General features: G+C 68.4%; 12 protein-coding genes. 6 read left to right on the top strand and 6 right to left on the bottom strand.

Annotated features, from left to right (window positions below; all coding sequences use genetic code 11):
• Positions 1-47 precede the first annotated feature (47 nt).
• From U5918_RS07555 to U5918_RS07545, 3 genes are all read right to left on the bottom strand, one after another.
• Complete coding sequence (locus U5918_RS07555; protein WP_336000617.1) at positions 48-905, bottom strand: CheF family chemotaxis protein; 858 nt, start codon at positions 903-905, stop codon at positions 48-50.
• 207 nt (positions 906-1,112) lie between these two features.
• Positions 1,113-1,928 (bottom strand): undecaprenyl-diphosphate phosphatase, encoded by an 816-nt coding sequence (locus U5918_RS07550; protein WP_336000616.1) that lies wholly within the window; start codon positions 1,926-1,928, stop codon positions 1,113-1,115.
• A 284-nt stretch (positions 1,929-2,212) separates the two neighbouring features.
• Complete coding sequence (locus tag U5918_RS07545) at positions 2,213-3,145, bottom strand: ferritin family protein (protein ID WP_336000615.1); 933 nt, start codon at positions 3,143-3,145, stop codon at positions 2,213-2,215.
• 175 nt (positions 3,146-3,320) lie between these two features.
• On the opposite strand from U5918_RS07545, the gene U5918_RS07540 reads away from it, so the two are divergent.
• Positions 3,321-3,974 (top strand): helix-turn-helix domain-containing protein, encoded by a 654-nt coding sequence (locus U5918_RS07540; protein WP_336000614.1) that lies wholly within the window; start codon positions 3,321-3,323, stop codon positions 3,972-3,974.
• On the opposite strand, the gene U5918_RS07535 is transcribed toward U5918_RS07540, so the two are convergent.
• Complete coding sequence (locus U5918_RS07535) at positions 3,975-5,522, bottom strand: aldehyde dehydrogenase family protein (RefSeq protein ID WP_336000612.1); 1,548 nt, start codon at positions 5,520-5,522, stop codon at positions 3,975-3,977.
• 142 nt (positions 5,523-5,664) lie between these two features.
• Here U5918_RS07535 and U5918_RS07530 point away from each other — a divergent pair, with 142 nt between their 5' ends.
• Complete coding sequence (locus tag U5918_RS07530) at positions 5,665-6,780, top strand: mechanosensitive ion channel family protein (protein WP_336000611.1); 1,116 nt, start codon at positions 5,665-5,667, stop codon at positions 6,778-6,780.
• A 197-nt stretch (positions 6,781-6,977) separates the two neighbouring features.
• Positions 6,978-7,850 (top strand): esterase/lipase family protein, encoded by an 873-nt coding sequence (locus U5918_RS07525; protein WP_336000610.1) that lies wholly within the window; start codon positions 6,978-6,980, stop codon positions 7,848-7,850.
• A gap of 25 nt (positions 7,851-7,875) precedes the next feature.
• Here U5918_RS07525 and U5918_RS07520 read toward each other — a convergent pair whose 3' ends face one another.
• A complete protein-coding gene (locus U5918_RS07520; protein ID WP_336000609.1) occupies positions 7,876-8,349 on the bottom strand; it encodes a GNAT family N-acetyltransferase in 474 nt (157 codons plus the stop codon).
• Positions 8,350-8,462: 113 nt separating this feature from the next.
• Between U5918_RS07520 and U5918_RS07515 the strand changes: the two genes are divergently transcribed.
• The 3 genes from U5918_RS07515 (at position 8,463) to rnhB (ending at position 10,722) form a co-directional block, all read left to right on the top strand.
• Positions 8,463-9,767, top strand: coding sequence for a tRNA pseudouridine(54/55) synthase Pus10 (locus U5918_RS07515; protein ID WP_336000608.1), 1,305 nt, complete (start codon positions 8,463-8,465; stop codon positions 9,765-9,767).
• Between the two features lie 58 nt (positions 9,768-9,825).
• Positions 9,826-10,002, top strand: a complete 177-nt coding sequence (locus U5918_RS07510) for a hypothetical protein (protein WP_336000605.1) — start codon at positions 9,826-9,828, stop codon at positions 10,000-10,002.
• 72 nt (positions 10,003-10,074) lie between these two features.
• The gene (gene rnhB, locus U5918_RS07505) at positions 10,075-10,722 is read left to right on the top strand and encodes a ribonuclease HII (RefSeq protein ID WP_336000604.1); all 648 of its coding nucleotides are present in this window, start codon (positions 10,075-10,077) and stop codon (positions 10,720-10,722) included.
• A 220-nt stretch (positions 10,723-10,942) separates the two neighbouring features.
• On the opposite strand, the gene U5918_RS07500 is transcribed toward rnhB, so the two are convergent.
• Complete coding sequence (locus U5918_RS07500; RefSeq protein ID WP_336000603.1) at positions 10,943-12,559, bottom strand: preprotein translocase subunit SecD; 1,617 nt, start codon at positions 12,557-12,559, stop codon at positions 10,943-10,945.
• Between the last annotated feature and the right edge of the window lie 8 nt (positions 12,560-12,567).

Genomic DNA, 12,567 nt, shown 5'->3' with positions numbered 1-12,567 from the left:
CCTATTAGTCGCCGTATTACCGGACGAACCGTCGCGGTAGCGGCCGACTACTCTTCACTCATGGCGTCGCTCGCCAGATTTCTGCCACGCGCGTTCAGCGCCACTTCCGTCCGGGTGCGCACCTCGTCGACGGCCCCCATCTCCAGCAGGCGCTGGTAGATCTCCTCGACCTCGTCCGGCGGGATGCCGACGAAGTCGGACATCTCGAACGGCGAGACGCCCGAATAGAGGGCCATCAGGACCTGGCTCTCCGTGTCGTCGAGTTCGCCCGCGTCCCCCTCGTTGCGCGCGACGGCGCTCGCGAACAGCGTCGAGAGCGCCTGCGTGTGCCGTTCTGTCCCCGTGAGGTGGGTCTCGACGCTGATGTCGTCTTCTGTGTGTTCGACGGCGACCACCGTGCGCTCGCTGTCCCGGACCGTCGACTCCGTCGTGTCGATCGTCCCCACGTCGTCGACGTCGATCGCGACTCGCCCCTCCGAGAGCGCCATCTCGATGCGCTCGTCGACGTACCGGAACTTCGCCTTCTCCCACTCGGCGTCCGAGACGACGCCGCCCTCGACCGCGGGGTGTTTGACGAGGACGACCTCGTCGTGGAGCAGCGCCTGCGTGAGCGTCTCCGACAGGTCGCCGTCGGCCAGCGTGAGGAAGATCACGGCGCTGCCGACCCTGATCGCGGTAACGGACGGCACGTGTTCGGTCGCCTCGATCTCGGGCGGGTCCGCGACCAGCGACACCTTCGACAGCGGGACGGTCTGCTTGTTCCCGCTCGTCGCCAGCACGAGCCGCTTCGTCGTCACCACGAGCCGACAGCTCTGCCAGTCCGCCCCCGCCTGGACCTCGCCGCCCCGGACGGCGTAGAGGAAGTCGCCCTGCGCGTCCAGCAGCTTCCGTTCGCCGTCGCTCATGGGTGACTGCTGCAATGCGTGGCGTTCGGTGTGCGGGACATGCGTGCGTGTGCCGACGGCGCCCGGCGAACCGCTCCACGGCCGGGGCGGGCGACCGTTTCCACGGTCCGCCGGTCGAACTCGCCGCTAGCTAACCGGGTCGGAAAGATAAACGTTGTCGGACCGTTCTCAGAACTTGTACGCGAGCACCGTCGATTCCCGGACGGCTCAGACCAGCAGTGCGACGCCGCCGACGACCGCCAGGCCGCCGAAGCCGACGCAGACCGCCCAGAAGGCCACGCGGCGGACCAGCGCCACCAGCGCGCCGACGGTGAGGTAGCCGACGACGGCGCTGACCGCGAGCGCCGTCACCGCGGCCGTCGCCGAGATCCCGAGTCCGTCGAAGCTCAGCAGGCCCGCCCCGAGCGACGCCGGAATGGCGAGCAGGAAGGAGAGTCGGAGCGAGTCCACGCCCTCGTGACCCCGTAGCAGGAGCGCGCTGACGGTCGTCCCCGACCGCGAGACGCCGGGGAGGATCGCCAGCCCCTGGAGGACGCCCACCGCCACCCCGTCGAACAGGTCCGGCGACCTGGGCTCTCCTTCGCCGTCGCCGCCGCGGTTCTCCGCGACCCGCTGGACGACGCCCGTGACGATCAGCAACCCGCCGATCAGCGCCACGAACGCGCCGCCGGCCAGTTCCGAGACGAGCGTCTCCAGTGCCAGGTAGGCGATCCCGCCGACGAGCATCGAGGACAGCGTCGCCACGATCAGGAAGGCGAGGTCCGCGGTCTCGGTGGCGAACGGATCGCGCAGCGAGAGGTCGGGGAGCGTCCGGAGGACGCCGTCGATCTCGCCGCGGTAGTAGACCGTCGCCGCCATGGCCGTCCCGGCGTGGAGGAACAGGGCGTACCCGACCGCGGCCTCGGGGTCGGCGCTGCCCAGGAGCGTCAACACGAGCGCGACGGTCCCCTCGCTGGAGACTGGCAACCACTCCAGCACGCCCTGTACCAGCCCGACGATCACGGCGACGACCTGCTCGTCCATACTCCGAGAGGGCCCGGCCCGGGCTAATGAGCGTTCGGGTACGGAAATCGCCCGTCGTGGCCAGCGAGAAAAGAACGTGTGGGGAACGGGGGAAGGGCGTGGGGGGACGGGGAAATAGCGTGTGGGGACGTCCGTGGTGTCGGGGGAGCAGCGGGAGCGAGTCCGGCGGTCAGTCGGCGTCTGCACGAGCGAAGCGAGTGCAGGCTCGGGTGACGCGTTCATCGCGTCAGCCGGTGTCCCTGTCGAGCGAAGCGAGACAGGGCTCGACTGAGGAACGAAGTGAGTCAGTCGGCGGCGGTCGCGCTCTCGTCCATGTCGACGAGTTCGTGGACGCCCGGCACTTCGGCGTCGGCGTCGGTGATGATCTCGATCCGCCGAGTCAGTTTGTCGCGGGAGTAAGCCACGAGCGGCCCGGGGTTCAGGCTCTCGGTCAGATCGCTGAAGGTGCCCGCGACGTGGGGCATCAGGCTCTGGAGCGTCTCCTGCACCACGTCCTCGCTGACCTCGCCGGACTGCACGTAGCCACGGACCTTGTTCATCCCGAAGCCGACGTGGCGACCCTCGTCGGAGCGGACCTTGGCGATGCCCTCGACGAGCCCCTCGGAGTTGGGGAAGTCCTCGTCGGTGACCTCGTCCGAACCCTGCTCGGAGAAGGCCGACTGGAAGCCGTAGTACCCGGTCTGGGCCAGCACCGACTCGACGACGAGGTGGTAGTGACAGTACGCCCGGACGCGGTTCTCGGGCGTGTCGTCGGTCAGCAGTCGTTCCATGGCCGCCTCGGTCTTGTCGAACAGCGCGACGTAGTCGTCGTTGAAGTAGCGCTGGTCGGTCGGGTTCGTGACCTCGTAGCCCAGTTCCTCGGCGACCGGGTTGATGACCTCCCGCCAGTGGCGGTCGAAGAACTGCGTGTGTTTGGCCTCCTCGTAGATCTGGCTGGAGAGGAACATCTGGTCGTTGATGTCCTCGAGCACCATCGCCAGCGGCATCAGATCCTCCGTGACGGCCTCCTCGCCCGCGCCGAAGCGGGCGATGGCGGTCCGGAGTTCGTCGAACTCGGCCTCGGTCGGCTCGTAGTCGATCATCTTCCGCTTGTCGGCCTCCAGCCCCTCGATCTCGTAGGGATCCCAGTGGCGGTAGACGGCGTTTTTGAAATAGCCCTGGGCGAACGAGTCCGGATCGAGCCGCATCTCGCGGCTGTCGTCCTCTACCTGTGTCATCGTACACACGACTGTTCGGGACGATCCCCCTATCCGTGGTGCAAATCATCGACGGGTCGTTTATATGCCCCCAGTAGCACGGGTCCGGATTCGGACGCCGGACGGCGAAACCAGCGGGCGGTCGGCAGTCGAGCCAACCGCCGCACACATATGGGATCGGCCGGTATCGAGGGGCATGCGGTACGTGGAGATGGTGTTGCGGCCCGACCGGGAGGGGTTCCACCCCGCCGAGCAGGCGATCGTGGACGACCCGGCGCTCCAGCGGGTCGCGATCCACCACCTCAACCAGCTCGACGACGGGACCATCGTCTTCCTCTACGAGGCCCGCGGGGACCCCGAGCGGGCGCAGGCGCTGCTCGCCGAGCACGACGACGTGATCGACTTCAGCGTCTCCCGCGACGAGGCGAACCTCCACGCCTACATCCACTTCGAGCCGAACGAGCTGGTCGACGCCCTCTTCCGGACCATGCAGGAGTACAGCATCGTGGTCGATACCCCTGTGGAGTGCCTCCCCGACGGCGGCCTCCGGATCACCGGCATGGGCGATCAGGAGACGATCACCGAGGCGCTCGCCGTCGTCCCCGACAGCATCGACGTGGAACTGGAGGCGATGCGGGAGTACCACCCCGACGACCGCCAGCTGTTCTCGCTGCTCACCGACCGCCAGCAGGAGATCCTCCTCACGGCGGCCGAACTGGGGTACTACGACGTGCCCCGCGACGCGACGTACGAGGACATCGCCGCCGAACTGGATCTCGCTCCCGTTACCGTGGGCGAACATCTGCGGAAGATCGAGTCCAGCGTGCTCACGGAAATTCTGCCGGGGTAATCACATGTCCGGCAAGCCGCCGAAGTTCATCGTCACCGACTTGGTCTGCGTGTAGTCCGAAAGCGTCGACTCGTCGAGTTCCCGCCCGATGCCCGACTGCTTGTAGCCGCCGTAGGGGCTGGGCTCGAACATGTCGTTGTAGGTGTTGACCCAGACGGTGCCGGCTTCGAGGTCGTCGGCGGCCCGTTTAGCGTTCTCCAGGTCGGTCGTCCAGACGCCAGAGGCCAGGCCGTAGATGGTGTCGTTGGCCTCGGCCATCATCTCGTCGTAGTCGGACCACTCCAGTACTGAGAGGACGGGCCCGAACACCTCCTCGCAGGCGATGGTGTCTCCGTTGTCCACGTCGGTGAGGATCGTCGGCTCGTAGAACGGTGCGCCGTCGAGGTCGGCGTCGGCGGGTTGCTGGCCGCCGTACTCCAGGGTCGCGCCCTCCGCGAGCGCGGTCTCGACGTAGGACTGCACGTCTTCGAGGTGGTCGTGGTCGACGAGCGGGCCCACGTCGGTCCGCGGATCGAGGGGGTCGCCGACCTGCAGATCGGCCGTGGCCTCCACGAAGGCATCGAGGAACTCGTCGTAGACGTCCTCGTGGAGGAACATGCGCGAGCCCATGGTGCACTGCTGGCCGACGTTGAACCAGGAGGCGATGATGGAGCCCTGGACGGCCTTCTCGAGGTCCGCGTCGGGGAAGACGATGTTCGGGCTCTTCCCGCCCAGTTCCAGCGATACAGGGGTGATGTTCTCCGCCGCGTTCTGCATGGTGTACTGGCCGGCTGCGGTCGAGCCAGTCAGTGCGACCTTCCCCACGCCCGAATGGCCGGTGAGGGCGTCGCCCACCTCGCTGCCCGCGCCCGTCACGACGTTGACGGTCCCCTTCGGGAGGACGTCCTGGATGGTGCGGGCCATCTCCAGCGTCGAGAGGGAGGCCCGCGAAGAGGGTTTGAAGACGACGGCGTTGCCCGCCGCCAGTGCGGGGGCCATCTTCCAGGCGACGAACATCGCCGGGAAGTTCCACGCGCTGATGAGGCCGACGACGCCGTAGGGCTCCTTCTGGGTGTAGGTCAGCCGGTCGGGGCTGGCCGGCGGGCGCCGCCCCTCGTCCGCGGTGCGGGCGAGGCTGGCGAAGTACCGGAACTGCTCGATGGCGACCTCGAGGTCGACGAACATCGAGTGCTGGTTGGCCTTCCCGATCTCGAGGCTGTCCAGCCGCGCGATCGCCGACCGGCGGTCCTCGAGTCGGTCGGCGACGTCCAGCAACTTGTTCGAGCGCTGCTGTGGCGACATCACGGACCACTTCTCGAAGCCTTCCTGGGCGGCCTCGACGGCCCGATCGACGTCCGCCGGCGTCCCGGTCTGGAACCGTGCCAGTCGCTGCCCGGTCGTGGCGTCGACCGCGTCGGCCGTGTCACCGCCGTCCGATTCGACCCACTCGCCGCCGATCAGGTGGCCGTACTCCGCCTGGCCGACCGCTTCGTCGGCGACCTGTTCGTGTTTCTCTCGCACGGCCTCCCCCACGTTCACCCGTTCGGAATCGAAGTACTCGCGCTGCATTCCCGTCCGAGTTCACCGGTTCGGCAAAAGGGAGTACTGCCTCGGATATCCGTCGCTTTATCCCATCGACGCGTGCCAGCACACGTCACGAGGCGATCTGTCACGACAGCACGGCTATATATTCACGCGGCGTACGGACCGCATGCAATCGACGGCGTTCCGGCCGGCGGTCGAGGCGATGGTGGTGGGGCTCCCGCCCTGGGCGGTCGTGTTCCTGATTCTGGGTGGCTCGGTGGCCGTCGCCTGGCTCGTCCGGGTCGGCGGCGACGCGCTCATCCGCCGGGTGACGGTCCGCATCGACGGCGACGTCGACGACGTCGTGTTCGCGACGATCCACCCGCCGCTGTACGTCTCGGTCCTGATCGGGGGCACCTACCTCGCCGCGACGGTCGTCTGGGACGTGGCCGCCCTCGGCTACCCGGTGCGTGCGGGGACGCTATCGCTGCTCGTGCTGGTCTGGGCGTGGACGCTGACCCGGCTGGGCCGGCGCGTGGCCAGGGCGGCGACCGACGAGGTCTCCTTCGACCGGAAGATCCTCCCGATCTTCCAGAACGTCTGGACGGCGCTGGTGCTCGGCGCCTCGACCTTCTTCCTGCTCTCGCTGTGGCAGGTCGACGTCACCCCCCTGCTGGCCTCGGCGGGGATCATCGGGATCGTGGTGGGCTTTGCCGCCAAGGACACCATCGCGAACTTCTTCGGCTCCATCGCGCTGTACGCCGACGGCACCTACGCCGTCGGGGACTTCGTCGTCCTGGATAGCGGCGAGCGGGGGCAGGTAGAGGACATCTCGATCCGCTCGACCGTGATCCGGACCCGCGACGACATGCTCGTCACAGTGCCGAACAGCGTCCTCAACTCCGCGCTGATCGTCAACGAGTCCACGCCGCACACCGAGCGCCGGGTCCGGGTCCCGGTCGGCGTCGCCTACGACTCGGACCTCGATCACGTCGAGACCGTCCTGCAGGACGTGGCCGCGGCCGAGGAGTTGATCGAAGCGCGACCGACTCCGCGAGTCAGGTTCCGCTCGTTCGGCGACTCGGCCGTCGAAGTCGAACTGCTCGGCTGGATCGACGACCCGATCCTGCGGGGCCGCGCCACCCACCGGCTGGTCAAGGCCGTCCACGCGGCCTTTCGGGCCGACGGCGTGGAGATCCCGTTCCCCCAGCGCGAACTCACCATCGCCGGCAGCGACGCCGCCGACGCCGCGGCCGGATTCGAACCCGATGCCGACGGAATCTCCGACGGCACCGCCGACTGATCGGCCTCGAACCGTCGTCGGGACCGCGACCCCGGGTCGGGCGCCGACGCTTACCGCCCCCGTTAAGTTAATATCGGAGTTCCGCAAGGGGCGTTCAACCCAACGAATGCACAGTTACCAGTCAGACGTTCGTTTCATCTGGACCGCACCGTTGTAAGGAGATAGATATATATGGTACACGTTCACACTACTCGAGTATGTCAGTCGATCGGGGCCCGGGACGGAGTCGGCCCCTCTTCCAGCAGTTGACGTCGAACCTCGTCGGCCTGCGACGCTGCCGCCGCAACGGCGGCTGTCGACTCGACTGTCAGCACGACCGCACGGCGACCGACCGATTACCGTGGGACGCCCCGGCGTACGGCGGCTGGGGCGGCCACGAGCACCACGACACCGAGGCCGGGTCGAGCGAGACCCCCGTCGTGTTCGTCCACGGCAACCAGCGCGACGCCTGCGACTGGGAGCCCTACGCCGAGTTCTTCCTGAACCGCGCCCACGAGGGCGACGACCTCTGGGCGATCACCTTCGGCGACGGGAGCCCGAGCCACGAGGCGATGGCCGACCAGCTCGACGACTTCGTCGGCCGCGTACGCGAGTACACCGGCAGCGACCGCGTGGCCGTCGTCGCGCACAGTCTCGGCGTGACCGGCACGCGCTACTGGCTCCACCGCGAGGACCGCTACGACTGGGTCGACGCCTGCGTGTTCATGGCCGGCGCGAACCACGGGACGGTCCTCAGTTCCTACGCCGCCTCCGCCGGCCTCACCGGCGGGACCTACAAGATGAGCGAGTTCCTCCGCCGGGATCACGCCCAGCTCGACGACCACCCGCTCGCCGTCCTGAACCAAGACGAGACGCCGGGTGACGTCGACTACTACACGCTGCGAGGGACCGACGACCCGCTGTTCTGGAACTGCGAGGAGAGCCCGACGCTCGAGGGCGCGACGAACGTCCTCTTGCGGACCGACCACGACGGCGTCCGCGCGAACCTCACGAGCATCGAGAACACCTACGAGTGGCTCACCGGCCAGAAGCCCTACAACCTCAGGACGACGCTCGCCGATCGGTCCTGACCGACACCGGTGACTCGCTGGGCGGTCACACTCGCTTGCGATACCTGACGACCTCTGCGTCCGGGCCGTAGGACGCTCGATCCACCATCGTCCAGCCCCGGCGCTCGAAGAGCCGCCGGCCGCCCGTCTGGCGCGCGTCCGCGTAGTGAAAGAGCAGTCGATACCCCCGTCCTTGCGCCCCCGCTTCGAGCGCGCCCAGGATCGCCGCGCCGTAGCCCCGGCCCTGGTGGTCGGGGTGGACGCGGAGCGCGGTGACGACTCCGCTCTCTCTGTCGCGGCGGACGAGCCCGCCGAGCGCCACGATGGCCCCGCCGACGGCCCCGACGAGCAGTTGCCCGTCGCCGCGCATGGCCGCCTCGACCGCCGTGTCGAACTCGCTGTCGGCCGGACCGCCGGGGGTGTATGGTGCCGGGCTGGCCTGGAGCGCGGCGACGTGGACGGCCCTGGCGCTCTCGTAGTCCCGCGGCTCGTACGCGCGGATCGAGAGCTCCCCCGGCATCCCCAAGAAGAGGCTACCGCTACGGCAATAACCCTGTCGCCGCCTGTCGCTCCGGAATCGCTCGCCCGGTGGCAAAGGAAAGGGAGTTAGGCGCCCCACCCCAGGAGACGACAATGACTGTGCTGGAGACCGCCCGCCGGGCCCTCGACACCGGCCCGCTCTGTGACGCCTGTCTCGGGCGGCTCGTCGCCGACCGGAGCTTCGGGCTGACCAACGACGAGCGCGGCCGCTCGCTCCGGGTCGCCGTCGCCCTCGAGGACGACGCCGACGTGAGCGACCTCGAACCCGACGGCCCCTGCTGGGTCTGCGAGGGCGAGAGCGACCGCTACGAGGAGTGGGCCGAACGCGCCGCCCACGCCGTCGCCCCCTACGAGTTCGCCACCTACCAGACCGGGACGAAGGTGCCGCCGCTGCTCGAGGAGAACGACCGACTGCTCCGCGAGGAGATCGGCCTCGACCCCGAGGCCGGCGAAGCGCTCAAGACCGAACTCAACAGGGAAGTGGGCAAGCGCCTGGGCGCGAAGGCCGACGCCGAGGTCGACTTCGAGCGCCCTGACGTGCTGGTCCTGCTCGACCTGGCGACCGACGAACTCGAGGTGCAGGTCAACTCCGCGTTCGTCTACGGGCGCTACCGCAAGCTCGAGCGAGACATTCCCCAGACGAAGTGGCCCTGCAACGACTGCGGCGGGACCGGGCGGAAACGCGGCGACACCTGCGACGGCTGCGGCGGCTCGGGCTTCCGGTACGACGAGAGCGTCGAGCAACTCACCGCCCCGGTCGTGCTGGAAGCGATGGACGGCGAGGAAGCCGTCTTCCACGGCGCCGGTCGGGAGGACGTCGACGCGAAGATGGTCGGCTCCGGCCGCCCGTTCGTGATCGAGGTCAAAGAGCCCCGGACCCGCGACGTCGAGCCCGCCGAACTGGAAGCCGAGATCGACGACTTCGCCGACGGGAAGGTCGCGGTCGACGACCTGCGCCTGGCGGCCCACGACATGGTCGAGCGCGTCAAGGAACTCGACGCGAACAAGACCTACCGGATGGACGTGGCCCTCGACGAACCCGTGAGCGAGGACGCCTTCGCGGCGGCACTCGACGAACTCGACGGCGCGACGATCCACCAGGACACGCCCCAGCGCGTCACGCACCGCCGCGCGGACGTCACCCGGACTCGCCAGGTGTACGAGATCGAGGGCGAACTCACGGGCGAGACCGAAGCCGAACTCGAGATTCGCGGCGAGGGAGGCCTCTACGTGAAGGAACTCGTCAGCGGCGACGAGGGCCGGACCGAGCCGAGTCTCGCCGGCCTGCTCGGCACGGGCGCGGTCGTCACTGCGCTGGACGTGACCGACGTCGAAGGTGAGGACGAACCGTTCGCCCGCCCGGAGTACTTCCGGTCGGCCGACGGCGACGGGAGCTGAGCGACCCGCAACAACCCTTACGCCGGTCCGGATCCTCCGTCCGACGAGGTGTGTCACAATGTGTCATCATCTACACGACTACGCGGACTGGCGCGAGGCGGTTCGCGAGATCGAACGCGAGGCGGCTTCTGACGAGGAACCCGAGCCTGAGATCGGGGACCACGAGATCGAGGAGCCCGACCTCGAAGTTCCCGAACTCGGTGAGTACGAGATCGAACAGGTCGAGCTGGACTGAGCCGCGCTCGATCGAGGCGGACGCCCCGCGCGACCCGCGTCTTTTTTGAGCCGACCGGTCCACTCGTGAGCCATGCAGTTCGGCGTCGACGAGGCAGGCAAGGGACCCGTGCTGGGGTCGATGTTCGCCGCCGCGGTCAGGGCCGACCCCGCCGCGCTCCCGGACGGGATCGACGACTCGAAGAATCTCACGCCGACTCGTCGCGAGGACCTGGCGGCGCAACTACGAGCCGACGAGCGCGTCGAGAGCGCGGTCGCCGAGATCACGACGGCGCGGATCGACGACCCGGAGACGGACATGAACGCGCTGACCGTCGCCGCGCAGGCCGAGGCGCTCGACGCGGTCGCACGCGACGGCGACGCGGGCGTGGTCGACGCGGGGGACACCGACGCCGCGCGCTTCGGCCGCCGCGTGGGCGACCGGATCGGGGCCGACGTCGCGATCACCGCCGAACACGGGGCCGACGGCGCCCACGCCCTCGTCGGGGCCGCGAGCGTCCTCGCGAAGGTCGCACGGGACGCCCACGTCGACGCGCTCGCGGCCGACTACCCCGCGTACGACGACCTCGGCAGCGGCTACCCGAGCGATCCGGCGACTCGCGAGTTCCTCCGGGCGTACGTCGCCGACCACGGCGACCTCCCGCCCTGTGCCCGGCGCTCCTGGTCGACCTGCGACGACGTCCTCGCGGCCGCCGAACAGGCCGCTCTCTCGGAGTTCTGAGTGGCCCGTCTCGACCCGTCGCTATCGGTCGTGAAAACGAAAGGTGGGTGGTGTTGGGAACGAGGGTGGGGGTGGTGTCGGGACGGAGTGTGGGGGAGTGTTCCGGCACCGTGGCAGTGTGGGGTGGCTGCAGCTGAACGTAGGACCCGTCTCACTACAAAAGGTCGGGAGCGTTTTCAACGACTGAGAATACCGGCGGGGCCGCGGTGGCGGCCGGTGGTCACTCCTCGCGGAACCGTTCGCGCTCTTCGGCGCTGAGCATCAGGTTGCGGAGGATGTCACCGTAGGCCGGGCGGGTGACGAGCACGCCCAGGAGGACGCCGACGATGGTGACGATGGCGAACCCGGTGAGGTCGCCCAGGCTCAACAGCGTCAGCGGACTCATGGCGATGATGGTCGTCGCCGCCGCGGCGCCGATGACCCAGAACGCCTTGCGGAAGCGGCTCTGGAACACCTTGCCGGTGGCGACTTTCCCCTCCTGGAGGATCTCGTCGGCGATGATGATCAGGTCGTCCACCCCCGTCCCGATCACGGCGATGAACCCGGCGATGTGCGAGAGGTCGAGCGCCAGGCCGATGGTCGAGGCAAAGCCAAGCAGCAGGAACACCTCGGCGGCGGCCGTTCCGAGCATCGGCACCGCGACCCGGGGGCTCCCGTACCGGACGAAGACGACCCCGCTGACCGCCAGCCAGGCCATCAGCCCCGCCAACAGCGAGAACAGCTTGAACCGGTCTGCGACCGAGGGCAACAGGGTGTAGGTGGTCCCGTTGTCCAGGTCCAGTTCGGCCGGCACCGTGCCGGCGCGCAGGTTGACCGAGAGCTGCTGTGCTTCACTGTAGTTCCCCGTCGTCATGACGAACGATGGGTTGGAAGCGAACTCGCCGTTGTTCATCGTGGTGGCGAGGTCCTGGCTCATCGAGGCCGCGTAGACGACCTCGCCGTTCTGGACCGTGTACAGACAGTGCCCGGTGGCGTTGTCGGGGTCCTGATCGGCGTTGGGCGGACAGCTCCCGACGCCTTCGGCGGTGAAGCCGAACTCCTGGAGCGCCTGGGAGTACCGCGGCGCCGCCTCCTCGGTCAGCGACACCGAGACGTGGGGCTGGTTGGTGCCCTGATCGGCCTGCTCGGCCGCGCCGACGTTCGTGAAGTCCTCGTTGGTGAGCAGCGTCTCGCGCTGGTAGGTGGTCGTGCCGTTCTCACGGACCGGGTAGTGGGCGTCGATGCTCACCTGGCCGGACCCGGAGATCAGGTTCACGACCTCGCTCCGATCAGCGTTGGGCACTTCGACGATGACGAAGTAGTTGTTGCCGGCGGCGGCGGTCTTGACGGTCCCGCCCGTGATGCCGCCCTCGTTGATCTTGTCGTTGAGGACGTTCACGACCGTCTCTCTGGTCTGGGCGGTGACGCCGTCCCTGATCTGGTCTTCGGAGACGTCGAACCCGTTGTTCTGCAGGGCGCTGGCGAACTCGGCCCGCGTGACGTTCTTCGAGAACACCTCGGCGGTCCCCAGGGCCTGGGTCTGCTGTTGCTGGCCCTGTTGCTGTGGGAGTCGCAACTGCACGTCGCTCTGTGGGACGCCGAGGTCCTCGGCGATGCCCTGCTGGGCCTCGGTGAGGTCCGTCTCCTGGGTGTACTCGACTTCCTCCGCGGTCATCCCGATCAGCGGTGCGCGGATCTGGGTCCCTCCGGAGAGGTCCAGGCCGTAGTTCAGGTTGACCGGCTTCACCTCGTCGCCCCCGGTCGCCGTCGCGGCGACGAACGGGCCAAACAGTACAGCGGCGCTCGCGATCGTGAAGATCACGAGCAGGGCGATCCGCCAGTTCTCGCGAACGTTCATCGGTTCAC

Origin of the sequence: Halorientalis sp. LT38 (genome assembly GCF_037031225.1) — an archaeon.
Taxonomy (GTDB): Archaea; Halobacteriota; Halobacteria; order Halobacteriales; family Haloarculaceae; genus Halorientalis; species Halorientalis halophila.
Note: the sequence above shows the minus strand (reverse complement) of the source record. Positions and strands in the feature narration are given on the sequence as shown.